Genomic DNA, 25,411 nt, shown 5'->3' on the forward strand with positions numbered 1-25,411 from the left:
AAATGAGGAAGGCCGGTATGACTCCGAAGCCCACGTCGCCAACCGCAATCGAGTTGTTGCAGAGCCAGTCGCTCACCACGCTCGTCCAGCACGAAATCGAGCGCCAGATCATGGCGGGCACGCTCACGCCGGGGACCAAGCTCAACGAGATCGAGGTGGCGGGCAGCCTTGGCGTGTCGCGCGGTCCGGTGCGTGAAGCGTTCCGGGCGCTCGAAGAAGCGGGCCTGCTGCGAACCGAAAAGAATCGCGGCGTCTTCGTGCGGGTCATCTCGCTTGAAGAGGCTGAAGAGATTTACGCGCTGCGTGGCGTCCTCGACGAGTACGTCGCCCGCACGCTGGCCGAGGTAATCACCTCCGAGCAACTCACGCGCTTGCGTGAATCCGTCGAGGCGATGCATCACGCGGTAGAAAACGGCGACAGCGAGGGCTACTACCGACTGAACCTGGCGTTTCACGATGCGCTCGTCGAGATGGTCGGCAACCGCAAGTTGCTGGAAACGTATCGCCGTCTGGTCAAGGAGCTGAGCCTGTTCCGTCACGAAGCGCTGACGGGCGACTCGTCCGCGCCGCCGAAGTCGGAGCGTGAGCACCGGGACATCGTGAGCGCGATTGCGTCGCGCGATCCCGAGCGTGCCGCGCAAGTCACGCGCGACCACCTGGTGCGAGGCCGTACGCGTATTCGCGAAATGCTCGCGCGTGCGCCCGGTGCATCGGGGGCTGGGCCGCAGGCAAAGGCAGGCTAAGGATTGTCTTGTTGATATTTCGGCCGCATGCAGGCCATCGCACGAAGCGCGATGCCCATTACGGTCAACCGAGTGGTTATTGAGGAGAACCGACGTGAACCAGCCCGCACAGATTCAAGTGAACGGCCGTCAGTACCGCCTGCCGAAGCAACCGACCGTCATCGTATGCGTCGACGGTTGCCAGTTCGAGTACATCGAAGCCGCCGCCGCCGCAGGCGTTGCGCCCTATCTGAAGCGTTTGCTCGCTGAGGGTGCCGTCTTCCAGGGCGACTGTGTCGTGCCGTCGTTCACCAACCCGAACAACCTGTCGATCGTGACCGGCGCGCCCCCCGCCGTGCACGGCATCTGCGGCAACTACTTCTTCGACCCGGCCGCCAACGGCGGTCGTGGCGCGGAAGTCATGATGAACGACCCCGCCTACCTGCGCGCGGGCACCGTGTTTGCGGCGGCTGCCGACGCCGGTGCGAGTCTTGCCGTCGTGACCGCCAAGGACAAGCTGCGCAAGTTGCTCGGCTATCGCATGAAGGGCATCTGCTTCTCGTCGGAGAAGGCCGATCAGGTCACGCTCGAAGAGAACGGCATCGAAGACGTGGTCGACCTCGTCGGCATGCCGGTGCCGGACGTCTATAGCGCAGAACTCTCCGAGTTCGTGTTCGCGGCGGGCGTGCGCTTGCTGGAGACGCGTCACATCGACCTGATGTATCTCTCGACGACGGACTACATCCAGCACAAGTGGGCCCCGGGCACGGACGGCGCGAACGCCTTCTACGCGATGATGGACAAGTACCTCGCGCGGATGGACGAACTCGGTGCGGTCATCGGCTTGACCGCCGATCACGGCATGAACGCCAAGCACGATCCGAAGACCGGCCAGCCCAACGTCATCTATTTGCAGGACTTGCTCGACGACTGGTTCGGCAAGGGCGTGGAAGCGGGCGGCGCACGCGTGATCCTGCCGATCACCGATCCGTACGTGGTGCACCACGGTGCGCTCGGTTCCTACGCCACGATCTATCTGCCCAAAGACGCCGATCGCGACGCCATTCGCACACGCATCGCCGCGCTGCCGGGCATTGAGGTGGTGCTGACCAACGCCGAAGCCTGTGCACGTTTCGAGCTGCCGCCCGATCGCGTAGGCGATCTGGTGGTCGTGAGCGATCAGTCGGTCGTGCTGGGCACCAGCGCGAGCCGCCACGATCTGTCGGGACTGACGGTGCCGCTGCGCTCGCACGGCGGTATCTCGGAGCAGACGGTGCCGTTGCTCTTCAATCGCAAGACCGAAGGGATTCCGGGCAAGGCGCGACTTCGTAACTTCGACATTCTCGATGTGGCGCTGAATCACGTTTAAGACACGTTGGATTGACGTCTGACCCAAGAGCAGAGCATGAGCGCCAGGGTCGAACGAACCTCAGAACGTTCGAACGACCCGGCCCCTGTCCAGTTAGAGACGCAGTGGAGAACCCCATGAACGCGCCGCACAAGCTGCACCCCGAGTTCCGCGCCGAAGCGCTTCGCATCGGTGGCGAAAAAGTGACCCGCGAACGGATCATCGAAGTGTTCAATCCGTATTCGGGCGATCTGGTCGGCACCGTGCCGAAAGCCTCGCTCGACGATGTGCGTCGCGCGTTCTCGATTGCCAAGCAGTACCGCTCCACGCTCACGCGTTTCGAGCGCGCCAACATTCTGGAGAAGGCGGCCGCACTGTTGCGCGCACGCACGGCGGAGGCGGCGGCCATCATCACGATGGAGTCGGGGCTCTGCAAGAAAGACGCCGTCTACGAAATCGGCCGCGTCGCCGACGTGCTGGGTTTCGCCGCAGGCGAAGCGCTCAAGGACGACGGACAGGCGTTCTCATGCGATCTCACGCCGCACGGCAAGAAGCGTCGTGTGGTGACGCAGCGCGAGCCGCTGCTGGGCGCGATTGCGGCTATCACGCCGTTTAATCACCCCATGAATCAGGTGGCGCACAAGGTCGCGCCGTCGATTGCGACGAATAATCGGATGGTGCTCAAGCCGTCCGAGAAGGTGCCGCTCTCAGCTTACTATTTGGCCGACACGCTGTATGAAGCCGGTCTGCCGCCGGAGATGCTGCAAGTGATCACCGGCGATCCGATGGAGATTGCCGACGAGCTGATCACGAACGAGAACATCGACATGATCACGTTCACGGGCGGCGTGTCGATCGGCAAGTACATCGCGTCCAAGGCGGGTTATCGCCGCATCGTGCTGGAGCTGGGCGGCAACGACCCGCTGATCGTGATGGAGGACGCCGATCTGGAGCGCGCGACCGATCTCGCGGTGCAAGGGTCGTACAAGAACTCGGGTCAGCGTTGCACGGCGGTCAAGCGCATGCTGGTGCACAAGGACATCGTCGCGCAGTTCACCGAACTCGTGGTCGAGAAGACCCGTGCGTGGAAGTACGGCGATCCGGCCGATGGCGGCAACGACATGGGCACGGTGATCGACGAAGCGGCCGCGCGCCTGTTCGAGTCGCGAGTGAACGAAGCGGTGTCGCAGGGGGCGCGTCTGCTGGTCGGCAATAAGCGCGAGGGCGCACTGTATTCGCCGACGGTGATCGACCGTGTCGACCCGAAGATGACGGTGGTGCGCGAAGAGACCTTCGGGCCGGTGTCGCCGATCATCACGTTCGGCAGCATCGACGAAGCCATCGCCATCTCCAACGGCACTGCGTTCGGCCTGTCGTCCGGCGTTTGTACGAACCGGCTTGATTATGTGACGCGTTTTACCAACGAATTGCAGGTCGGGACCGTCAACGTGTGGGAAGTGCCGGGGTATCGCATCGAACTGACGCCGTTCGGTGGTATCAAGGACTCCGGGCTTGGCTATAAGGAAGGGGTTCAGGAGGCGATGAAAAGCTTCACTAACACCAAGACCTTCACCTTGCCGTGGGGCGTCTGAGCGAGGCGTAGCAGAACGAGCGCAAAAATTGTGACAATTTGATGACAGGATTGTTGCGCTGGTCAAATTGGTGTACGGTGTATCGATTGGGGATACGCATGACGCGTGAACTTACTTGCGTGAACTTAACATGCATCCCGACGCCAGTGTTCGTCTGACGCGGGATGCCGGTTTAGAAAACCAGGCCACGCGTCATGTTGGCGGCGCGAAGCGCTGCCTGTCCCGTCGACAATAAGATCACGGAACACTGGCATGCTGACTCTGCTCAACCTTCTTTCCGGCGTGGCGATGCTGATCTGGGGGACGCACATTGTGCGTACCGGGGTCCTGCGCGTCTATGGTGCCGACCTGCGACGCATTCTGTCGCACAGCATCTCGAACCGCTTCCTCGCCTTTGCGGCGGGCGTGCTCGTCACGGGCCTCGTGCAGAGCAGTAACGCGACGGCGCTCATCGTGTCGTCGTTCGGCGCGCAGGGGCTGATCGCGCTGGCGCCCGCCCTGTCGATCATGCTGGGCGCGGACGTCGGTACCGCCCTGATGGCGCGGATCCTGACGTTCGATCTGCACTGGCTCTCGCCGCTGCTGATCTTCTTCGGCGTCATCTTCTTCCTCTCACGAAAGCAGACGCGCGCAGGCCAGCTGGGCCGCGTGTCCATCGGTCTCGGGCTGATCATCCTGGCGTTGCAACTGATCGTGGGCGCGACCACGCCCATGACCGAAGCCGCCGGGGTGAAGGTGCTGTTCGGCTCGCTGACGGGCGACGTCATGCTCGACACGCTGATCGGCGCGCTCTTCGCGATGGTGTCGTATTCGAGCCTCGCCGCCGTGCTGCTGACGGCGACGCTGGCGTCTTCCGGTGTCATCTCGCTCAAAGTGGCGCTGTGTCTCGTGATCGGCGCGAACCTCGGCAGCGGCATGCTGGCGATGCTGACGTCGGCCGGTCAGAACGCGGCGGGGCGTCGTGTGGTGTTCGGCAGCCTCATCTTCAAGCTGATCGGCTGCCTGATCGTGCTGCCGTTCGTCGACTATGCGCCGATGCTGGTGAGCTGGCTCTCGGACGCCCCTGCGCAAGCCGTCGTCAACTTCCACGTGCTGTACAACCTCGTTCGCTGCCTTGTCTGCCTCGCGTTCACCGAGCCGATGGCGCGTTTGTGCGTGCGTCTGTTGGCCGAAAAGCCGGAAGCCGATGGTGTTACGCGTGCCCGACATCTCGACGAGAGCGCGCTGGAAATGCCTTCGGTAGCGCTGGCGAATGCCACGCGTGAAACGTTGCGCATGGGCGACCTCATCGAGCAGATGCTCAACGGGTTGCTTTACGTCATCAAGAGTAATGACGTGGCGCGCGCCCGAGAAACGCGCCGTCTGGACGACGATGTCGACCATCTTTACACCGCCGTGAAGATGTACCTGACGCGCGTGTCGCGCGAAAACCTCAGCGAGCAGGACAGCCGCCGCTGGACGGACATCATCTCGCTCACTATCAATCTCGAGCATGCGGGCGACATCATCGAGCGCATGGTGGTGGAGGTCGAGGAGAAGAAGATATCGCACAAGCTGTCGTTCTCGGAGGCGGGGTTGCAGGAGATTTGCGACATGCACGCGCGGCTGGTGACGAACCTGCAACTCGGCCTGTCGGTGTTTCTGAATACGGATTTACGCAGCGCGCAGCGGTTGATGGCTGAGAAGGAGAGCTTCCGCGATCTGGAGCGCGCGTATTCGTACACGCACCTGAATCGTCTGGCGGGCCAGTCGGTGCAGAGTATCGAGACGTCTTCGCTGCACCTGGATATCATCAGCGACATGAAGCGTCTGAATTCGCTGTTCTGTTCGACGGCGTATCCGGTACTCGACGACGCGGGCGCGCTGCGCAAGAGCCGCATGCGCGACAAGCCGAAGGAAGCCAAGGACGGCAAGGACAACAAGGATATGAAGACGCCGAAGGAAACGAAGGCGTCGAAACTGGCGGCGTTTGCCGATGTCGCGACGGCCGCTGCCGGGGCTGCCCCCGATTCTCGCGATGACAACGAGAGTTCTCACGATGGCCCTGAGCCTGCCGGACATCCGCACCCTGTTCGATAAATTCGGTTCGATCGCTTACAGCGGCGAACCCGTCACCCAACTGGAGCACGCGCTGCAAAGCGGCGCGCTCGCCGAAAGCGAGGGCGCCGACGAGGCGCTCGTCGCCGCCAGTTTCCTTCACGATCTCGGCCATCTGCTCAATCTTCAGGGCGAAACGCCCACCGAGCGCGGCATCGACGATCTGCATCAATACTTCGCACTGCCGTTCCTCAGGCCGCTCTTCAGCGACGCGGTCCTCGATCCGATTCGTCTGCATGTGGACGCCAAGCGTTGCCTTTGCGCCGTCGATCCCGAGTACTACGGCAAGCTGTCGGTGGATTCGGTGCGCAGTCTCGCGCTGCAAGGTGGCGTGTTCGGCGATGACGAAGCGAAGGCGTTTCTTGCACGCGAGCATGCCGAGGCGGCGCTTCGCCTGCGTCGCTGGGACGACCGCGCGAAGATCGCCGGTATGCAGACGCCGCCGCTCGATCACTACATGAAGGTGCTGGAGCGCGTGACGATTCAGTGACGTGAGTGAAAAGAAGTAAGGCCGCGCCGGGAAGAATCCGGCGCGGCCTTTTTGCTTTTGACGTCAGATGCGATTCAGTGCGGCAACTTCGCGCGCCATGCCGACGGCAGCAGGCGAAGCACGACCCGACGCGACGGTTGCCAGAACACCGAGAGCAACAGCAGCACGCCGCCGACGATCACCGCCGTGGCTGGCAGCGACATGCTGGAGTGCGTGTAGAGTTCGTCGCCGTTCGCGGCGGGCGTCATGAACATCCGCAAGATTGCGCTCATGACGTATAGCAGCGACGACAGCATCAGCGCGCGACGGTCGATGGCGAGCGACACGGCAGTGAGCAGCACGAATACGGCGATGACCGCGCCGGGGTGATTCGGTGCGAGCATCCAGAAGATCGGATGCGTGACCATGCAGGCGGCGAGCAGGTGCAGCCAGAAGGCCACATCGGAGCGGATGCTCGTGCGTTGCGGATCCTGTGCATCCCATCGCAGTGCCCAGATGAAAATCGCCAACCCGACGATGACGTTCGCCACCAGCAGCCAGCCATTGTTCTCGGTCAGTACCAGCACGTGTGCCCACACTACTGCGACCACGCCCGCCACGCCCATGGCAATCACTGCGGGCACGCGGAAGCGCCACCAAAAGAGGGTGGCACCGAGCGCCGTGCAGACGCAGGTGGCGACGAGCGTCCACCAGCTCATCGAGGCACGCACGCTTTCTCCGCCCTGATGCAGCAGTGACGCGTTCCCGAAACCGAGCATTGCTGCGGTGCTCACGAAGCTGAACGAGAAGCAGAGCGCGGGGAGTGCCATACGGCGGCGACGCACGAAGATCTCCGAGAGTCCCCACGTGATGGCGGCGGCGATCAGCATCTGCAGCCACGAGGGCAGCGATGCCGTGAGCCACACCGTGCCGAACGAAAGCAGCCACGACGCGACGACGACGAAGATGTCGTTAAAGCTCGTGACCAGCCGCAGCGGTTCGTCATCGATACGCTGCTGAGTCAGCGGTGCAGACGGAGGAGCGAAGGGGGCATCGGAAGGCGCGCGTGTCGGTGTCTGGAAATCGGGTGTCGTCATGTTTCGATGAACTTTGGGATTCGTAGAGCGAAGTGTACCGGTCTGATCGATCAGGCCGCCTCAAATTCCCCGGGGCCGGGCGCAAACGCTTGGAGTTGTTGATGTAAGCGGGCGTGCCGTCGATCGATCCATGATGTGTCTTCCCATCACCATCTTGCGGAAGGTCCCAAGTTGCGTTGTCGGGAGACGTCAACCCGAAGGTGACCGTCCGAATCGCAAAGGTTTGCGTTCGATAGGTGACACGATGAAATCTCCCCCCCACCCGACGGAGATTCGTCATGAACGTGAGTGCGCAAACGGTCGCTCAACAAATCACAACGTCCGAGATCCAGCAGGCCGGGACAACATCGCCACCTGCGGAAGGTTTCAATGCTGACTTGGAAGGAACGCGAAATGTGGCTTGGTTTGAAGATGGCGCGGCGACGACGGGTGCTCAGGTCGACGGCGCCACCGGGCTGTTGGCACCTATGTCGTGCGGTCTCGCGTCCGGAGGCGGAGGCGGAAGCGAGTGCGGGCAGCGGATTGTGGACATGATGAAGGCGGCGGCTGCCGAGCGCATTGCGATCTGGGAAAAGCTGTTGAGCGATTGCAACAAAAGCGAGCTCGAAACCTTCAAGTCCTACTTTAAAGGCAATCTAATTCCGCAGATGTTCGATGGTAAGGATTGGCACCTTGCGAGAGCGGCCATTGCTAGCGCCGAAATGCGCTTGAGTGTGCAACCGGAATCGTCGACCTGAAGCTGAAATCTCCCCCAACGATGGAGATTCGTCATGGAAGTGAATACCCAAGCAACCGCTCAGAAAATCACGACGCCGGACATACAGCAGGCGGAGGCAACATCGCCGCCTGCGGAGGGTTTCGATACTGACTTTGAACAAACGCGAAATGTGGCTGAGGCGGAAGGCGGCACGGTAATGGCCGATTCGAAGATCGTTCGTTCCGCCGAGCTTCGCGATGCACTATTGTCCCAGCACGGGAGTTCTGGCGAGATGGGGCAGTCGTCGGGCGTCCTTCGAAGTTCGCGTATGACGAGCCCCTCGTCAACCGAAGATGAGCCGCTCCCAGAGGAAATGGAGAGTGAGATCACTCGAGTATTCGAGGAGTTGTTGGGCGTGCCGAAGTTCGAGCGCGAAGCGGCCTGGCGCGCGATGTGTGAAGAGAACACTGACGACGCGGAGATGGTCCGAATATTGGATATCGTGCGGGCGCGCCTGGCCGAACATGAGCTGATATAGAGGATATGGCGCTCTCAGACAAATGCCCGCGAAAGCGGGCATTTGTACTTTGATTCACACGAAGTGGTGCACCCCATGCGCCGTCTTGCGAGTCCCGACGTGCATGCGCTTCACCCCGCCAGCGCCGTCGCCTCGATCTCCACCGCAACGCCATGACTCAGCGCTGGCACCGGCACCACACAACGCGCCGGTTTCGCTTCGCCCGCCCACTCGGCGTAGACCTCGTTGAACGGACCCCAGTCGTCGACGTTCGTAATGTACACGCGCACCTGCACCAGACGGCTGACGCTCGTGCCGCAGGCGGCAAGGATGGCCGCCACGTTGTCCAGCGCCTGCTTTGCCTGCACGGCGAATGGCGCGCCGACCAGGCGCTCGCCCTCAGGCGTGACCGGCAACTGTCCCGAGACGAACACGAAGCCGTTCGCGCAAACCCCGTGCGAATAGTGGCCTCGCGGCGGTTGCAATGTCGGTACGTTCACCGATTCGATACCTCGTTCCTGCGTGCTCATACGGCCTCCCCGAGCGTAAGTTTTGCAAAGCGTGCGAGATCGACGTTGCCGCCGGACAGGATGACGCCCACGCGTTTGCCGCGAACGTCGACCTTGCCCTGCATCGCGGCAGCGGCCGCGAGACAACCTGTCGGCTCGACCACAATCTTCATGCGGCTCGCGAAGAACTTCATCGTCTGCACGAGTTCGTCGTCGGTCACGGTCAGGATGTCGTCCACCAGCGAGCGAATCACCGGGAACGTGTACTGACCGAGGTGCTGCGTCTGTGCGCCGTCGGCGATGGTGCGGGGCGTCTCGATATGAACGATCTCGCCCGTGCGCAAGCTCTGCTGCCCGTCGTTCCCGGCCTCCGGCTCCACGCCGTAGATCTCGATATTCGGATTGAGCGCGCGTGCCGCGACGGCGCTGCCCGAGAGCAAACCGCCACCGCCCAGACACACCAGCAGCATGTCGAGTTCGCCGGCGTCTTCAATGAGTTCCTTGACGGCTGTGCCCTGACCGGCCATCACGTGCGGATGGTCGTACGGCGGGATCAGCGTCATGCCGCGTTCCTCGGCGAGACGCTTCGCCAGCGCTTCGCGATCTTCCTTGTAGCGATCGAACAGGATCACTTCCGCACCGTACCCACGCGTGGCGTCGATCTTCATTTGCGGGGCGTCCTGCGGCATCAGGATGACGGCGGGCACGCCCAACTCGCGGGCCGACAATGCGATGGCCTGTGCGTGGTTGCCCGACGAGAACGCCAGCACGCCGCCGCGCTTCTGCTCGGCCGTGAACTGGGAAATCGCGTTGTAAGCGCCGCGAAACTTGAACGCGCCCATGCGCTGGAAGTTCTCGGCCTTGAAGAACAGGCGGGCGCCGGTCATGGCGTCGGCCGTGCGCGACGTGAGCACCGGCGTGCGATGCGCCGCTTCGCGAATCCGGTCGTGAGCGGCGACGACATCGCCATACGTAATCGCCAACGTGGGGGTAGTCATGAGGAACCTTTCGGGTCGGAGAGGTAGGTGTAGACGGTCGAACGGGCTACGCCGAGCGTGCGCGCCACTTCGGCATGCGCGTGACGCAGGTCCAGCAGGCCACGCGCCTCGATGAGACGGATCGCTTCGCGGCGTTGCGCGAGCGTCAGGCCTTGCGGGGTGGTGTTGCGCTGCGCCGCGAAGTCGGCGATGAGCGGGCGGATGTCGTCGAGGCGTCGGCTGGCCAGCGTCTCGCTGACGGTGGCGGGTGCCTGATTGGGCACGCTCACCAGTTGCTGAATGCTCGCTGCCGCTGCCGCCAACATCGAAATGTCCATATTCAGACAGATGGCGGCGACGTACTCGCCCTCGCTGTTCTTCAGCCCGATGGACGTGCTCTTGGCCGGACGCCCATCCGGAAACCGGTTGGCGTAGTTCGCGATGACCTCGGGAAACGCCGGGTCGGCGATACGTGCAAGTCCCATCTCCGTGACGGCGTCGCCTGGCTCGCGACCTGACAGATTGTTGGCGATGGCCACGATGGCATGGTCGGGATCGGTCAGGTCGTGCAGCACCACTTCCACGAGCGGTGCGAAGGTCTGACCGAGCGCTTCGACGATCTTGCGTCCCTCACGCAACAGCAGCGAGTTCTCGTCGAGCTTGCCCGTAGCAGGAGATTTGGTGGATTTCATGATTTGACATTATGTCATTGAGTGACGAAATGTCAAATTCGCATCAAAAAACACGCCCGGTGCCGGTGGGCAGCGGGCGTGGCTGTGTACAGTCAGGCGCTCAGACGAGCTTCTTTTCCGCCAGTTCGCTCTTGAGGTAGCCGTAGTAGATGGGCGCGGCGATCAACCCCGGTAGGCCGAATGCGGCCTCCATCACGATCATGGCCAGCAGCAGCTCCCAGGCACGCGACTGAATCTGCGTGCCGACGATGCGCGCGTTCAGGAAGTATTCGAGCTTGTGGATGACGATCAGGAAGACCAGCGCCGAGATCGCCACATACAGCGACACCGACAGACCGAGTACCACGATGAAGGTGTTCGAGATCAGGTTGCCGACGACCGGCAGCAGGCCGACCACGAACGTCACCACGATCATCGTCTTGCGCAGCGGCAGATGGATGCCGAACAACGGCAAGATACCGATCAGGAAGATGGCCGTGAAAACCGTGTTGATGAGCGAGATCTTCACCTGTGCGAAGACGATACGACGGAAGGCGTCGCCGAAGAGCGTCACGCGGCGGGTGAGTGCGGCGGCCAGCGGGCGCATGTGCTGCACCGGACGCACCGTCGACAGCGCCACGAGCGCGCCGAGCACCAGCCCGACGATGATGTGCACCATCGCGTTCAGCGCTTCCTTGCCGACAAGCGACATCTCCTGCGTGTGATCCTTCAGGAATTCCGTCACGCCCTGATGAATGTCGTCGGTATCCGCAGGTAGACGGTCGGTCACCCACATCGGCAGTTGCGAGCGCGCCTGCTCGATTGCCTCCATCATGCGGCCATTGATGTGTTCGAGGTGCCCCGCGTCGCTGCGGAAGAAGGTGATGATGCCGAACACCAGCGCCGTCATGAGGGCGACGATGAGTGCCGAGAGCAAGGCCACGGCGACCAGCCGTGCCCGCTCGCTGGAGATGCGCAATTGCAGGCGCGGCCCCAGCACATGGACAAGCTGATACACCACCATGCCCGCCAGCACCGCCGACAGCAGGTGGATACCGAGGATCAGCCAGAGGGCCACCGCCGCGAAGACATAACTTGCGGCTTCGACCCAGAAGTTCCGGTCCGGAGTCCAGCCAGAGCGCGGTTCCATGAGATGACGTCCTTTTCCGATGAAGCGTTACTTGCCACGCTTGAGCAACGGCGCCAGATACTTGCCGGTGAAGCTAGCCTTGCTCGCTGCGACTTGCTCGGGCGTGCCTTGCGCAATGATCTGCCCGCCACCCGCACCGCCTTCCGGCCCGAGATCGATCACCCAATCGGCCGTTTTGATCACGTCCAGATTGTGTTCGATGATGACGACCGTGTTGCCCTGATCGCGCAACCGGTGAATCACCGTCAGCAACAGTTCGATATCGTGGAAGTGCAGGCCCGTGGTCGGTTCGTCAAGGATATACAACGTTCGGCCCGTGTCGCGCTTGGACAGTTCGAGCGAGAGCTTCACGCGCTGCGCTTCGCCGCCCGAGAGCGTGGTGGCCGACTGACCGAGACGGATGTAGCCGAGACCGACGTCGAGCAGCGTCTTCAGCTTGCGCGCGACGACCGGCACCGGCTTGAAGAACTCGTGCGCCTGCTCGACCGTCATGTCGAGCACTTCCGAGATGTTGCGTCCCTTGTACTGGACTTCGAGCGTTTCGCGGTTGTAGCGCTTGCCGTGGCAGACGTCGCACGGAACGTACACGTCCGGCAGGAAGTGCATCTCGACCTTGATGACGCCGTCGCCCTGACAGGCTTCGCAGCGTCCGCCCTTCACGTTGAACGAGAAGCGGCCCGGGTCGTAGCCGCGTTCCTTGGCAGCGGGCACACCGGCGAACAGTTCGCGAATCGGCGTGAACAGCCCCGTGTACGTGGCAGGGTTCGAGCGCGGCGTGCGTCCGATGGGCGACTGGTCGACGTTGATGACCTTGTCGAAGTGCTCCAGCCCATCGATCTGCTCATACGGTGCCGGTTCGGCCGACGAGCCATACAGATGGCGCGCAACGGCGTGATACAGCGTGTCGTTGATGAGCGTGGACTTGCCCGAGCCGGACACGCCCGTCACGCACGTCAACAGACCGACAGGCAGGTCCAGATTGACGTTCTTCAGATTGTTGCCCGTGGCGTCGACGATGCGCAGATAGTCCTCGCCCGGCGCACGACGCTCGGTCGGCACTTCGATGCGTCGTGCGCCCGAGAGGTACTGACCCGTCAGCGATTCCGCGGCGTTCTCGATCTGCTCGGGGCTGCCCTGCGCAATCACAGTGCCGCCGTGAATGCCCGCGCCGAGTCCCATGTCGACGACGTAGTCGCTCGCGAGAATCATGTCCTCGTCGTGTTCGACCACGATCACCGAGTTGCCGAGATCGCGCAGGTGCTTGAGCGTGCCGATGAGACGGTCGTTATCGCGCTGATGCAGACCGATGGACGGCTCGTCGAGCACATACATCACGCCCGTCAGGCCCGAACCGATCTGCGACGCGAGACGAATCCGTTGCGCCTCACCGCCCGAGAGCGTATCGGCGCTACGTTCCAGCGAAAGGTAGTCGAGACCGACGTTATTCAGGAACGTGAGACGCGCCACGATTTCCTTGACGATCTTGTCGGCAATCTCGCGCTTCGCGCCGTGCAGCACCAGTTCGTGGAAGTAGCCGAGCGTTTCGCGCAGCGGCAGATTGCCGATCTCGTAGATGGCACGTGCCTGCTTGTCTTCGCCGACTTTGACGAAGCGCGCCTCGCGACGCAGACGGCTACCTTCGCAATCGGGGCAAGCGCGGTTGTTCTGATACTTGGCGAGTTCTTCGCGCACGGCGACCGAGTCGGTTTCGCGATAGCGCCGCTCAAGGTTCGGAATGATGCCTTCGAAGGCATGCGAGCGCACCGACGTGCGGCCCTTCTCGTTCACGTAGGTGAACGGAATCTCCTGCTCGCCTGAGCCGTAGAGCACGATCTTCTGCGTCTCTTCCGGCATTTCCTCGAAGGGCGTGTCGACGTCGAAGTCGTAGAACGCCGCGAGGCTTTGCAGCATCTGGAAGTAGAACTGGTTGCGACGGTCCCAGCCCTTGATCGCACCGGACGCGAGCGACAGTGCAGGGAAGGCGACGACGCGCTTCGGATCGAAGAACGTCATCTGTCCCAGACCGTCGCAGGTCGGGCATGCGCCCATCGGGTTGTTGAACGAGAACAGACGCGGTTCGAGTTCCTGCAACGAATACGAGCACACCGGGCACGCGAACTTCGAGCTGAAGACGTGTTCCTTGTCCGTATCCATTTCCAGCGCAATCGCGCGGCCGTCGGCCAGACGCAGCGCCGTCTCGAACGACTCGGCCAGACGTTGCTTCAGATCGGCGCGCACTTTGATGCGGTCGATGACCACGTCGACGGAGTGTTTTTCCGTCTTCTTGAGCTTGGGCAGCGATTCAATGTCGTACACGCGTGCCGTGCCTTCGTTGGCCGCGCCGCCGCCCGAGCGGATGCGAAAGCGCACGAAGCCCTGTGCCTGCATCGATTCGAAGAGGTCGGCATGCTCACCCTTGCGATCGACGACGATGGGCGCGAGGATCATGAGCTTGGTGTCTTCTGGCAGCGCGAGCACGGCGTCGACCATTTGCGAAACGCTTTGCGATTCGAGCGGCAGTCCGTGATCGGGGCAGTACGGGGTACCCACGCGCGCATAGAGCAGACGCAGGTAGTCGTGAATTTCGGTGACCGTGCCGACGGTCGAGCGCGGGTTGTGCGACGTGGCCTTCTGCTCGATCGAGATCGCAGGCGAGAGGCCTTCGATGAGATCGACGTCGGGCTTTTCCATCAGTTGCAGGAACTGACGGGCATACGCCGACAGGCTTTCGACATAGCGACGCTGACCTTCCGCGTAAAGCGTATCGAAAGCGAGCGACGACTTGCCGGAGCCCGACAGGCCGGTGATCACCACAAGCTGGTGACGCGGCAGGTCGAGATTGACGTTCTTGAGGTTGTGGGTACGAGCCCCACGAATACGAATGGTTTCCATTGACGGTTCCGGGTCGTCGCCGAGGAATCCGCGCGGCGAATTGTCGCGGGGCGGTTTCCGGCCCCCAAGAGCCTGAGTTTCCCGGGACGTCGGACCGCGCCGGCACGGCGTTGGCCGGGCATCGACGCAGCAGGCGGCGGGAGCGGTCGGGCGGGCCGCTGGGGGGAAATCAGGGCGGCTAAACCTGCTAATATACCTAAGTTTGATTGCCGGGGCTGATCCCTGCTGACGGGCTGCCTCGGGCGCCGATGCGGCATGGGAGGCAGATGGGGACGAACCGCCCGATTTCCAGAGGCTGGCGTCCGACCGTTCTGCCAAGCCTAGCGGGCCTGTTGGGCATTCCGGACCCTACCGGGTCTCGTGTGCGAACCTGCCAGGCGGGGCGACACACCCCGTCGTCCGAATGCAAACATCAGACAATTCCGAGGCCGCAAGCGCTTTTTCCATCTCTCAGGACGTAATGTCGACTGATTCCGTGACTTCCGCATCTCCTGCCTCGACACGCGGCCGAGGGGGCCGCATGACCCCGCTAGAAGTGCGCGCCAGCGCGTCGCTCGCGGGGATTTTTGCATTGCGCATGCTCGGGCTGTTCCTGATCATGCCGGTGTTCTCGGTCTTCGCACAGACGATTCCGGGCGGTAACGACACCTTCCTTGTCGGCCTGGCCATCGGTATCTACGGTCTGACGCAATCCCTGCTCTATATCCCGTACGGGTGGGCGTCCGATCGCCTCGGGCGCAAGCCTGTGATCATCTTCGGACTGATCGTGTTCGCGATCGGCTCGCTGGTGGCAGCGATGGCGCACGATCTGACGTGGATCATCGTCGGCCGCGCGATTCAGGGGGCCGGGGCGATCTCGTCGGCCGTCATGGCCTGCGTGGCGGATCTGACGAGCGACGCGAACCGTACCAAGGCGATGGCGATGATCGGTGGCAGCATCGGCGTGTCGTTTGCCGTGGCTATCGTGTGTGCGCCGTTCCTGTATCACTGGCTGGGCATGAGCGGCTTGTTCTCGGCGATCGGCATACTCGCGGTGCTGGCGATTTTCGTGGTGCTGTGGGTGGTGCCCACGCCGCCCATCCACGCCAAGGCTGGGCCTGCGCCATTCTCGGAAGTGCTGCATAACCCGGAACTGCTGCGTCTGAACTTCGGCGTGTTCGTGCTGCACGCGACGCAGACGGCGCTCTTCGTGGCGATGCCGCGCATGCTGGTCGCGGCCGGATTGCCGGTGGCGCAGCACTGGGAGATTTACCTGCCGGTGATGGGGCTGTCGTTCATCGCGATGGTGCCCGCGATCATCGCCGCGGAAAAGCGCGGCAAGATGAAGGCCGTGCTGCTTTCGGCGATTGCACTGGTGGCCATTGCGCAGGTGGCGCTCGGCGGATTGCCGCCGACGGTCGGTGTGATTGCCGTGGTGCTGTTCGTGTACTTCCTGGGCTTCAATGTGCTCGAAGCATCGCAACCGTCGCTGGTGTCGAAGCTGGCGCCGGGACAGCGTAAGGGCGCGGCTGTCGGGGTGTACAACACGACTCAGGCACTCGGCTTGTTCTGCGGTGGAGCGCTAGGGGGTTTTCTGATGACCCACTACGGTCAAAACGCAATCTTCCTGACTTGTGCAGCCGGTGCTTTCGTGTGGCTTATAATCGCCGCACCGATGAGGACCCCTGCGCCTCGTCAATCCTGATCGGATTTCAGCAATACCGGAGAAAGATTTATGGCATCAGTCAACAAAGTGATTTTGGTCGGCAATCTGGGTGCCGACCCCGAAGTCCGCTACATGCCGAGCGGCGATGCGGTTGCGAACATTCGTCTGGCGACGACCGACCGTTACAAGGACAAGCAGTCCGGCGAATTCAAGGAAATGACGGAATGGCACCGTGTGTCGTTCTTCGGCCGTCTGGCGGAGATCGTCAACGAGTACCTGAAGAAGGGCTCGTCGGTGTACATCGAAGGCCGTATCCGTACGCGCAAGTACCAAGCGCAGGACGGCACGGAGCGTTACAGCACGGAAATCGTGGCTGACCAGATGCAGATGCTGGGTGGCCGTAGCGGCGGCGGTGAAGGTGGCGGCGGTGGCGGCTACTCGCGCGGCGGTGGTGGCGACGAAGGCGGTGGCGGCGGTTACTCGCGCGGCGGCGGCGGCGGCGGTGGCGGCGGCGGTGCCCGTCAGCAAGCCCCGGCCAAGCAATCCGGCGGCGGTTTCGACGACATGGACGACGATATTCCGTTCTGAGTCGAGACGACCGGGGCGAAATCTCACCCCGTCGACAAAACCCGGCAAGCGTTGCGCTGCCGGGTTTTTTTGCGTCCATACGTTCACTCACCAGTACGCCCGTACGCCCGGCAACAAAACGAAACAAAACTCATTGAGTCTCGACACCGTCCCGCCCCGGGTCTCTCTACCATTCGTGGAGACACCATCGGGTCGGAACGCATGAAGATTCTTTACACCAACTTTCACGTCGGTTGCGGCGGCGGGCAGGACACCTACGTCCGGGAACTCGCGCTCGCCATGAGCCGCGACCATGAGATCACTGTCGCTACGCCTCCCGGTAGCTGGCTCGGTGAGCAGATCAAGCGGCTGCCGCGCATCACTTCGGTCGACATCGATTTCAAACCACGCTGGTATCGCTTCTGGCAAGAGACGCTGCGCCTGCGTCGGCTGATTCGCGAGCACCGCTTCGATGTCGTGCACGTCAACGGTTCTCCCGATCATCGTCAGGTCATGCTGGCCGTCGCCGGGCTGACGGTGCGCCCGGAAATCGTCTTCACCAAACACAACACCTATCCCGTCAACTCGTTCGGCAACTGGTTACGCGCGAGTTTCGGCACGAGCCGGACCATCGCCGTGAGCGATTACGTCCGCACGATGCTCAGACGCGAGTCGTCCTATCCGAACATCGTGGTGATCAAACACGGCGTGCGTTCGCCGGGTGCCGAACTGCTCAACGAGGAGGAGCGCCTGCGCCGTCGCTCGGCTCTGCTCGGCGCAAGCGCAGACGACAGCATCGTGCTCGGCAGCGCGGCGGGCACCGGCGCGGCGAAGGGATGGGCCGACCTCGTCGTAGCGCTCACACTGTTGCCCGAAGCGACACGTCAGCGCTTTCGTGTCTGGCTCGCGGGCACTGAACCGAGCATTGAGCAACGCGCGATGGTCGAGGAATGCGGCCTCGACGCGCAGATCCTCTTCACGGGGCCGATCAACCACGTCCACCATCTGCTCGCAGCGACCGATGTCGCGTTCGTCCTCTCCTATCACGAGAGCCTGTCGTATGCATGCCGCGAAGCGATGGCCGCTGGCTGTGCCAGCCTCGTGACGAAGGTCGGCGGACTGCCGGAAAACGTTACCCCTTGGGTAGACGGCTGGATTGTGCCGCCGCGTGATCCGCAAGCCATCGCCAACGTGCTGATGCACATCGCCGACAAACCGGAGCGCATGCGGCACATGGGGCACATGGCACGGATGAAGGGACGCACCGAGTTCGATTTCGACGATTTCGTCGGGGCGACCTACGGCGTGTATCTGGACGCCACCGCCGCGCGCGTCAGGTCGCAACCCCCGACGCGCGCGAATCTCTCGATGCGTCAGTGGCTCCGCATTGCACTGCGTCGTCAGAGACGCAATCAGAAGCGAGCCGCCTGAGGCCCCTGCCATGTCGGTTCCGATTCTGATGTATCACCAGATTTGCACAGTGCCGCCGCACGACAATCCGCTGCGCGGGCTGCGCGTCGACCCCGATACGTTTGCGTCGCAGATGGCCTGGCTTCGCCGCTTCGGCTATCAGGGCCTGAGCATGTGCGAGCTTCAGTTGTATCTTCGTGCACCGGGGCGCGCCAAAGTGTTCGGCATCACGTTCGACGACGGCTTCCAGAACGTCTTCGATCACGCGATGCCGGTGCTCGATTCGGTGGGCTTCACGGCGACCTGCTATTTCGTGGCAGATCATCTGGGCGGGACCAATCACTGGGACGCCCACCTCGTCCCGTCCCCCGCGCCGCTCATGGACCGCGACCGGCTCCTGACGTGGATGCGTCGCGGGCACGAGGTCGGCGCGCACACACTCAATCACGTGTCGCTGCCGGACCTGACGCTGGACGACGCTGCGGCAGAGATCGTCGGCGCCAAGCACCAACTCGAATCGATTTGCGGGACGAACATCGAGGCGTTCTGCTACCCGTATGGCAACGTCACCCGACACGTGCGCGACATCGTCGAGCGCGCCGGGTATCGCAACGCCACGACCACGCGACGCGGTCGGGTCGACCGTGACGACGACCCCTTCCTTCTGCCCCGTCTGGCTGTCGCGCCGGATGTCGGCCCCTTCCGCCTGTTGTTCAAATGTCTGGCGAGCTAACGCACGCCGCATCAAATCGGGACAGTCGACCGTCCGTCGGAACACTGCCCGCCTGACTGATCCCATACACGCAACCTGCGGGATTTGTGTCGCTTTTTTGGTCCATTAGGTGAAACGGAAAGCGGGTATTCTTGCGTTTTTCCCAAATCTCACCGTAAGCCATGAGCCGTTTCCCCAAACTTCATCTGCGCGACGGGGACGGTTTTCGCTGGCTCGGCGCGTGCCTGCTGCTCGGTGGGTTGTTCGTCCTGCTCACCCCGGCGGCGCGGGCTGCAGCGCCCACTGCACCCGCGACACCCGGGACGATCTGTCGCGTCGAAGGCGGCGATCCGGGCCGTCCGTCGGTCGGGTTGGTGCTTTCGGGCGGCGGTGCGCGAGGCTACGCACACCTCGGCGTGCTCAAGGTGCTCGAAGACAATCGCATTCCGGTGGACTGCGTCGCGGCGACAAGCATGGGCGCAGTCGTCGGCGGCTTGTACGCGAGCGGCCTGAGTGCGTCCGACATGCGCGCTCGTCTCGAACACGTGAACCTCGCGGACGTTGCGTTCGACGTCACCGATCGCAGCGATCTTCCGCAGTCGCAGCGCGAAGACGAGCGTTACTACGTCGATAGCTTCTCCCTTGGCTTCGGTCGCAACGGCTTCCAGTTGCCGTCGGGGCTGGTGCATGGCAACCGGCTTCAGGCCCTGTTGCAGGAGTGGACGCCGAACATCGGCGGCTCAGTGTCGTTCGACAAGCTCCCCGTGCCGTTCCGCGCGATTGCCGCCGACTTGCAGACCGGCCAGATGGTCGTGCTCGATCACGGCTCGTTGCCGCAGGCCATTCGCGCGAGCATGGCGCTGCCCGGTCTCTTCTCGCCGGTGGACGTCAATGGCCGCACGCTGGTCGACGGCGGCATCGTCAGCAACCTGCCGATCGAGACGGCGCGCTCGATGGGGGCGGATGTCGTGATTGCCGTGGACATCGGCTCGCCGCTGCGCCCGCTGAACGCGCTGTCGTCGCCAGCGGACGTGTTCCAGCAAATGGTCGGCATTCTGATTCGCCAGAACGTGGCGCGCCAGCGCGAGCAGCTTCGCGCAACCGACGTGCTGATTCAGCCCGATCTCGGCCGTCTGACATTCACCGACTTCGAGAACGCGCCACAGGGCATCGCGGCGGGCGAAGCCGCTGCACAGGCCGCGCTGCCACAGCTTCAGCGGCTCGCGCTGAGTCCTGAGCAATATGCCACGTGGCGTGCTGCGCACGGCAAGGCGGCGGCGCAAGCGGTACGCATCACGAAGGTCGAGATCAACTCGCGCGGGGTGGTGCCAGCGAAGCGCATCCGGGCGGCGCTGCATGTAAAGGAGGGCGACGTCTACGATCCGGCCGCAGTGAACAAGGATCTGCTCGCGCTCGTCAACGAGGACGATTTCGAGAGCGTCACGCAGCAAATGGTGGAAGAGAACGGCGAGCACAAGCTCGTCATCACCGCACAGGAAAAGCGCTGGGGACCGAACTTCCTGCTGTTCGGCCTCGGCTTGTCGGCGACGTCGAAGGAAGAGGGCAGCTTCCGTCTGCACCTCGGCTATCGCCGTCCGTGGTTGACGAGCAGCGGTCTCGAAGCCCGTGCCGACGCCACGCTCGGCAGCGACGTCCTTGAGTTTCATGGTGAGTTGCGTCAACCGTTCGCCAACCCGTGGGGCGCTTACATCGCGCCGTACGTGGAGATTCAGCGCCGTCACGCCAACGTGTACGACGAGTCGGGCGATATCAGACTCACGCGGTATCGCCTCACCACGGAGCGTGCCGGTGTCGACATTGGCTTCCCGATAGCGACGCTGGGCGACTTCCGTGTCGGTCTGGTGTATGCGCACGGCACGGCGGTGCCCCAATACAACTTGCCGATTGGCAACGATGACGACGATACACAGTCGACGCAGCAACTGCTCTTCCCCGACATTTACGGACGTCAGTTGAGCGCTCGCGCAAAGCTGGTGATCGACCAGCTCGACGACCCGCAATTCGCCCGTCGCGGTTACTTCACGGAGTTGCGCGCAGAGCGGTCGTTGTTCGCGGGAAGCAACAGCTACACCGAGGTGTACGGCAAGGGCATGGTGGCGATGAGCTACGGGCGACACAGCGTGAGCGCCACGGTGGAGGCGGGCAACAACTTCGGCGGCACCAACGTGACGAACCCGCTCGGTTTCACGCTCGGTGGCTTCCAGCACTTGTCCGCGTACGCCGCAGATCAGTTGGCGGGCAATTCCATGATGTACGGGAACATCACGTACATGAACCGGATTGCGTCGTTCAGCGCATCGCCGATCCGGCGTCTGTTCGTCGGGGTGAGCGTGGAAGCGGGCAATGTCTGGGCGGTGGACGACTCCTTCGGCAGCGGTTCGCTCAAGCGCAGCGTCACCGTCTTTACCGCACTCACGACGTCGTTCGGCCCGATCTACTTCGGTGTGGCGTTCGCGCCGGGCGGACGCAACAACGTCTACTTCCAGCTGGGACGTACGTATTGAGTTGGCTTAAGACGTTACCGAGGGAGCGCCGGTGGGCGTGATGGCGGGCCAGCTGATTTCGAAGCGCGCCCCGCCCAGGGTGACGGGATCGGTAGCGGCAACGTTGCCGTTATGTGCCTGCATGACCTGCTGCGTGATGGCGAGACCGAGTCCGTAACCGCCGGTGCGGCGGTCGAGTCGCACGAAAGCGTCGAAGATTCGTTTGCGGTCGTCCGGCGGAATGCCGGGGCCGTCGTCTTCCACGTAGATGCCGATGTTCCCGTGACGCAATTGCATCCCCACGACGATGCGCGAGCGCGCATACCGGCTCGCATTGCGCAGCAGATTGCGCATGGCGTATGCCATCAGTCGTTTATCCATGACGACCTGATACGACGGCGCGAGATTGCACTCCAACGTGATGTCGCGCTCGGCGTAGAGCAGGGAGGCGTCGCGTACCTGATTGGCGAACCAATGCGCAACCGACGTGGTTTCCAGATTCGACTGAAGCGAGCTGTACTCCAGTCGCGCGAAAGTCAGACTCATGTCGATGAGTTCGTCGAGTTCGGTCACGTCCAGATCGATGCTCGCCAGCGCTTGCTGACATGCGTCGGCAGACGACGTCGGGTCGCGCAATATCTCGAGTGCGAAGCGCAGACGCGCGAGCGGTGTGCGCAGTTCGTGCGAGATGCCGTTGGTCAGATCGCGCTGTGTGGCGATCAGCTTTTCCATGCGCTCGGCCAGCGCGTTGAGCGTGCGCGCCAGCGGACCGATGATGACGCTGTACGACTCTTTAGCGCGCGTATGGAAGCGGCCGCCGCTGAAGTCGATGGCACGCTCGCGCACCATCACGAGATCGACCCAGACCGGGCGCATCCACCGATACGCGACGATGGCAGGCAACAGCAGCGTGCTCAGTACCACGGGCACCAGAAAATGGGCCGTCCCCAGACTCGTGCGCCATACGCTGTCCGGCGCGTTAAACAGGATGAAGAGCGCCGGGACGGCGAGCACCAGCAGACAAAGCCCCAGCAGGTTCGTGTACGTGCGCACGAACAGCCGCGACCAACTCGGACGCCGGTCGGCGCGCGTGTCGGTCCATGAACGACGAAATCGCTGCCACCGCAGCCGGCAGTATCGATAGGGCTGGAAAGGGTTGGCGGGCATGATGTGCGCCGGGCTGGCCGGTCGTGAGATCGTGCCGGGTCAGTCCCAGCAGGATTTGTTGAGTTGATACCCCTTGCCGCGAACCGTCAGAATGCATTGCGGGGCGGTGGGATCGTCGTTGAGTTTGCGTCGCAGCTTGTAGATGCCGCCGTCCACCGAGCGGTCGATGCCGTCGAACTCCACGCCGCGCAAGTGACGCACCAGCGCGTCGCGCGTCACCACTTCACCCGCCGAGCAAGCGAGTGCCCAGAGCAGATCGAATTCGGCGGAGGTCAGGTCGGGCTGCTTGCCATTCGGCAGCGTGACGGACCGGGTGCCCCGGTCGATGCGGCACCGGCCGAGCGTGATGCTCTCCGGGGAGTTGCTCGCGGGAATGAGGTGCTCGTTGCGACGCAACTGCGCCTTGATGCGGGCGAGCAGCACACGCGGCTCCACCGGCTTGTGGACGTAATCGTCGGCGCCCAGCTCCAGTCCCAGCACTTCGTCGAATTCCTCGTCGCGCGCCGTCACCATGATGACGATGCCGCGATACTGCGCGCGTGCTTCACGACAAATCTCGAAGCCGTCCTTGCCCGGCAGATTGACGTCGAGAATCACCAGATCGGGGCGGCGGCGCAGGATCGTTTGCACGGCCCGAGCGCCATCTAGCACGCATTCGACCTGATAGCCGTGCTTCTGAAGGTAGCCGCAAACCAGGGCGGACAGACGGGCGTCGTCTTCAACGAGGAGGATGCGGGCGGACATGTGGATGCTGAAGGGAGATGGCGCGAGTGTAACGATTTCTGTCGCGCTGGTATTGCCTGGCGACAAAACTCGACAATTCTCCAACGTCGATGCGTTGTGTTTTCGGCATCTGCTTAATAAAGAACACCCCGAGGGCCGTGAGCCTCTCGGGGTGTTCCCCGGGCGCGCGCCCGAGCGACTCGCCCGGGCACGCCGGGCCGAAGGTTTTACGTCTTCGACGACGTGTCCGGTTGTGCGACCAGCAGAAGGAAGCCACCGGCAATCGCAATGTTCTTGAAGAAGTTGTTCAGTTGACCGCTGAATTGCGCGGGGTCGGCGGCCCAGAACTTATGACCGATGAGGGCCGTTGCGACGGTGTAGATCGCGAGCAGCAGCGCCAGCGGCTTGAGACGCCAGCCCAGAATCAACGCGATGGCACCACCGGCTTCGATCAGGATGACCAGCGCGGTCACGACTTCGGCAAAGGGCAGACCGATGGCGGCGAAATAGCCGACGGTCGCCTTGAAGGCGAAGATCTTGCGAACCCCGGCGATCAGGAACAGGGCCGACATCAGCACCCGTGCAAACCACTGAATGTTGAAACGATGCATGGTGATTGTTTTCATCCAAAAGCGAATTTCATTCGACAAAGACGTCGGCATTGATGCGTTCCTGCGTGATGTGCTGTCGCAGGTGGCGCTCATCATATCGATGCGATACGCGGCACGAAATACCTGCCCGGGAAACTTTAAGTTGCATGGACGGAACAATCGACGTGAAACCTTTGAAGGGACACGCGATCACCGGATGTCCAAGAAATGCTCAATCATGCGATGACGTCGAAACGTATACGGAAATAGGAATTTGTATAATCGACGCGTTATCCACTTCGGCCTCGACGGGTTCTGCGCTGTGACCAAATCCTCTCGCGAAGACGCGACCGGCAACCTCGCCGCCACTGCCACGCTCGATGAAGCTTCGCTCTCGACGGCGGACCGGGCTTACGACGCCATTCGCCGTCAGATCGTATCGGGCGAATTGCCGGAAGGCGCACCGATTCGTCAGGACGAGATTGCGGCGCAAATGGGCGTGAGCAAGATTCCGGTACGTGAGGCGCTGATGCGTCTGCAATCCGAGGGATGGGTGTCGCTCAAGCGTCATTCGGGGGCGATTGTTTCGCCGCTCACGGTGCACGATTGCGTCGAGATGCTCGACATGCGCATCGCACTCGAATGCCGTGCGCTTGAGATTGCGGTGCCGAACATGGCGCCGAGCGATCTCGCGCTGGCCGAACAATTGTTGAAACGCTACGCGAAGGCCGACACACCGCAATCGTGGAGCGATCTGAATCTCGCATTCCATCAGGCACTTTACGCACCGGCGAATCGCCCGCGCCTCGTCGCCACGGCGCAGGCCGCACAAGAGCGCATGGGACGTTTTCTGCGCGCACACCTCTCGGCCGTCAACGACCACCAGCGCTCGACCGACGAACACATCGCCATCCATCAGGCCTGCGCTGCGGGCGATACGAAAACCGCTGTGCGTCTGCTGCGCAAACACCTCGAACAAACGCAACGCGAAGTGATGGCGTATTTCCGGTTGAACGGGAAGGCGTAAGCACGCCGTATAATCCGTTCTAACAACGCTGGGAACGCCTCTCGAAGACGCGCAACATCCAGAGCTGAAGGAGAAAGGGGAGTGCGAAAGCACTCCCCTTTTTCGTTTTCAGCTCTCTTCGTGCGCTCAAAATCGTATACGAAAATAATAAATGATATACGGACTCAATTTTGTTCGCGTATAGTCCATGTGACCGGGGTTTTGCGTACCCGGCTGTTCGGGCAGTCCCGCGCGGGGCTATGAGCCCGAAACTTGTCTCGTCTGTCGTCTGCCAGAGAGGCGCTGCGCGCGCCCGCACTGCGATGTAGAGCGCACCCAGGACACCTCG

23 protein-coding genes are annotated in these 25,411 nt (G+C 62.6%); 14 read left to right on the top strand and 9 right to left on the bottom strand.

Annotation, left to right across the window (positions count from 1 at the left end; translation table 11 throughout):
• Window positions 1-17: 17 nt before the first annotated feature.
• The 5 genes from NTU39_RS03490 to NTU39_RS03510 all read left to right on the top strand — a co-directional run bounded on the left by NTU39_RS03490 (window position 18) and on the right by NTU39_RS03510 (window position 6,249).
• Window positions 18-743, top strand: a complete 726-nt coding sequence (locus tag NTU39_RS03490; RefSeq protein ID WP_150665373.1) for a phosphonate utilization associated transcriptional regulator — start codon at window positions 18-20, stop codon at window positions 741-743.
• Window positions 744-837: 94 nt separating this feature from the next.
• Window positions 838-2,091: a phosphonoacetate hydrolase gene (phnA, locus tag NTU39_RS03495; protein WP_150665374.1), complete on the top strand. Its 1,254-nt coding sequence runs from the start codon at window positions 838-840 to the stop codon at window positions 2,089-2,091.
• A 116-nt stretch (window positions 2,092-2,207) separates the two neighbouring features.
• On the top strand, window positions 2,208-3,662 hold the full coding sequence (gene phnY, locus NTU39_RS03500) for a phosphonoacetaldehyde dehydrogenase (RefSeq protein WP_257959202.1): 1,455 nt from the start codon (window positions 2,208-2,210) through the stop codon (window positions 3,660-3,662).
• Window positions 3,663-3,914: 252 nt separating this feature from the next.
• On the top strand, window positions 3,915-5,741 hold the full coding sequence (locus tag NTU39_RS03505) for a Na/Pi cotransporter family protein (RefSeq protein ID WP_150665376.1): 1,827 nt from the start codon (window positions 3,915-3,917) through the stop codon (window positions 5,739-5,741).
• Entirely contained in the window at window positions 5,701-6,249 is a 549-nt protein-coding gene (locus NTU39_RS03510; protein WP_150665377.1) for a phosphonate degradation HD-domain oxygenase, read from the top strand. The genes NTU39_RS03505 and NTU39_RS03510 overlap by 41 nt, the downstream gene beginning before the upstream one ends.
• 74 nt (window positions 6,250-6,323) lie before the next feature.
• Here the strand turns inward: NTU39_RS03510 and NTU39_RS03515 are convergent, their stop codons facing one another.
• Window positions 6,324-7,325 carry a hypothetical protein gene (locus tag NTU39_RS03515; protein ID WP_257959203.1) on the bottom strand — a complete coding sequence of 334 codons (1,002 nt, stop codon included), beginning with the start codon at window positions 7,323-7,325 and terminating at the stop codon, window positions 6,324-6,326.
• Between the two features lie 278 nt (window positions 7,326-7,603).
• On the opposite strand from NTU39_RS03515, the gene NTU39_RS03520 reads away from it, so the two are divergent.
• Together NTU39_RS03520 and NTU39_RS03525 are read left to right on the top strand one after the other, a co-directional pair.
• Window positions 7,604-8,062, top strand: coding sequence for a hypothetical protein (locus NTU39_RS03520; RefSeq protein ID WP_257959204.1), 459 nt, complete (start codon window positions 7,604-7,606; stop codon window positions 8,060-8,062).
• Window positions 8,063-8,095: 33 nt separating this feature from the next.
• On the top strand, window positions 8,096-8,560 hold the full coding sequence (locus NTU39_RS03525; protein ID WP_257959205.1) for a hypothetical protein: 465 nt from the start codon (window positions 8,096-8,098) through the stop codon (window positions 8,558-8,560).
• Between the two features lie 110 nt (window positions 8,561-8,670).
• On the opposite strand, the gene NTU39_RS03530 is transcribed toward NTU39_RS03525, so the two are convergent.
• From NTU39_RS03530 to uvrA, 5 genes are all read right to left on the bottom strand, one after another.
• Complete coding sequence (locus tag NTU39_RS03530; protein WP_039395603.1) at window positions 8,671-9,069, bottom strand: RidA family protein; 399 nt, start codon at window positions 9,067-9,069, stop codon at window positions 8,671-8,673.
• Window positions 9,066-10,046, bottom strand: coding sequence for a threo-3-hydroxy-L-aspartate ammonia-lyase (locus NTU39_RS03535; protein ID WP_257959206.1), 981 nt, complete (start codon window positions 10,044-10,046; stop codon window positions 9,066-9,068). The genes NTU39_RS03530 and NTU39_RS03535 overlap by 4 nt, the downstream gene beginning before the upstream one ends.
• The gene (locus tag NTU39_RS03540; RefSeq protein WP_257959207.1) at window positions 10,043-10,717 is read right to left on the bottom strand and encodes a helix-turn-helix transcriptional regulator; all 675 of its coding nucleotides are present in this window, start codon (window positions 10,715-10,717) and stop codon (window positions 10,043-10,045) included. Before NTU39_RS03540 ends, NTU39_RS03535 begins: the two co-directional genes overlap by 4 nt.
• A gap of 100 nt (window positions 10,718-10,817) precedes the next feature.
• Window positions 10,818-11,846, bottom strand: a complete 1,029-nt coding sequence (locus NTU39_RS03545; RefSeq protein WP_257959208.1) for an AI-2E family transporter — start codon at window positions 11,844-11,846, stop codon at window positions 10,818-10,820.
• A 27-nt stretch (window positions 11,847-11,873) separates the two neighbouring features.
• The gene (gene uvrA / locus NTU39_RS03550) at window positions 11,874-14,738 is read right to left on the bottom strand and encodes an excinuclease ABC subunit UvrA (protein WP_150665384.1); all 2,865 of its coding nucleotides are present in this window, start codon (window positions 14,736-14,738) and stop codon (window positions 11,874-11,876) included.
• Window positions 14,739-15,258: 520 nt separating this feature from the next.
• Here uvrA and NTU39_RS03555 point away from each other — a divergent pair.
• The 5 genes from NTU39_RS03555 to NTU39_RS03575 all read left to right on the top strand — a co-directional run bounded on the left by NTU39_RS03555 (window position 15,259) and on the right by NTU39_RS03575 (window position 21,597).
• Window positions 15,259-16,422 (top strand): MFS transporter, encoded by a 1,164-nt coding sequence (locus NTU39_RS03555; protein ID WP_150665385.1) that lies wholly within the window; start codon window positions 15,259-15,261, stop codon window positions 16,420-16,422.
• Between the two features lie 30 nt (window positions 16,423-16,452).
• Window positions 16,453-16,971 carry a single-stranded DNA-binding protein gene (locus NTU39_RS03560; RefSeq protein ID WP_257959209.1) on the top strand — a complete coding sequence of 173 codons (519 nt, stop codon included), beginning with the start codon at window positions 16,453-16,455 and terminating at the stop codon, window positions 16,969-16,971.
• 201 nt (window positions 16,972-17,172) lie between these two features.
• A complete protein-coding gene (locus NTU39_RS03565) occupies window positions 17,173-18,381 on the top strand; it encodes a glycosyltransferase (protein ID WP_257959210.1) in 1,209 nt (402 codons plus the stop codon).
• A gap of 10 nt (window positions 18,382-18,391) precedes the next feature.
• Window positions 18,392-19,093: a polysaccharide deacetylase family protein gene (locus NTU39_RS03570; protein ID WP_257959211.1), complete on the top strand. Its 702-nt coding sequence runs from the start codon at window positions 18,392-18,394 to the stop codon at window positions 19,091-19,093.
• Window positions 19,094-19,254: 161 nt separating this feature from the next.
• Window positions 19,255-21,597 carry a patatin-like phospholipase family protein gene (locus tag NTU39_RS03575; protein WP_257959212.1) on the top strand — a complete coding sequence of 781 codons (2,343 nt, stop codon included), beginning with the start codon at window positions 19,255-19,257 and terminating at the stop codon, window positions 21,595-21,597.
• A 6-nt stretch (window positions 21,598-21,603) separates the two neighbouring features.
• Here NTU39_RS03575 and NTU39_RS03580 read toward each other — a convergent pair whose 3' ends face one another.
• The 3 genes from NTU39_RS03580 to NTU39_RS03590 form a co-directional block, all read right to left on the bottom strand.
• Window positions 21,604-22,743 carry an ATP-binding protein gene (locus tag NTU39_RS03580; RefSeq protein WP_150665389.1) on the bottom strand — a complete coding sequence of 380 codons (1,140 nt, stop codon included), beginning with the start codon at window positions 22,741-22,743 and terminating at the stop codon, window positions 21,604-21,606.
• 39 nt (window positions 22,744-22,782) lie between these two features.
• Window positions 22,783-23,487 (bottom strand): response regulator, encoded by a 705-nt coding sequence (locus NTU39_RS03585; protein ID WP_150665390.1) that lies wholly within the window; start codon window positions 23,485-23,487, stop codon window positions 22,783-22,785.
• Window positions 23,488-23,693: 206 nt separating this feature from the next.
• On the bottom strand, window positions 23,694-24,077 hold the full coding sequence (locus NTU39_RS03590; RefSeq protein WP_246184659.1) for a DoxX family protein: 384 nt from the start codon (window positions 24,075-24,077) through the stop codon (window positions 23,694-23,696).
• On the opposite strand from NTU39_RS03590, the gene NTU39_RS03595 reads away from it, so the two are divergent.
• Window positions 24,076-24,303, top strand: coding sequence for a hypothetical protein (locus NTU39_RS03595; protein ID WP_257959213.1), 228 nt, complete (start codon window positions 24,076-24,078; stop codon window positions 24,301-24,303). The two genes, NTU39_RS03590 and NTU39_RS03595, sit on opposite strands and share 2 nt — an antisense overlap.
• A gap of 75 nt (window positions 24,304-24,378) precedes the next feature.
• On the top strand, window positions 24,379-25,083 hold the full coding sequence (locus NTU39_RS03600) for a GntR family transcriptional regulator (protein WP_150665392.1): 705 nt from the start codon (window positions 24,379-24,381) through the stop codon (window positions 25,081-25,083).
• Window positions 25,084-25,411: the final 328 nt, after the last annotated feature.

Source organism: Pandoraea commovens (genome assembly GCF_024704525.1).
Lineage (GTDB): Bacteria > Pseudomonadota > Gammaproteobacteria > Burkholderiales > Burkholderiaceae > Pandoraea > Pandoraea commovens.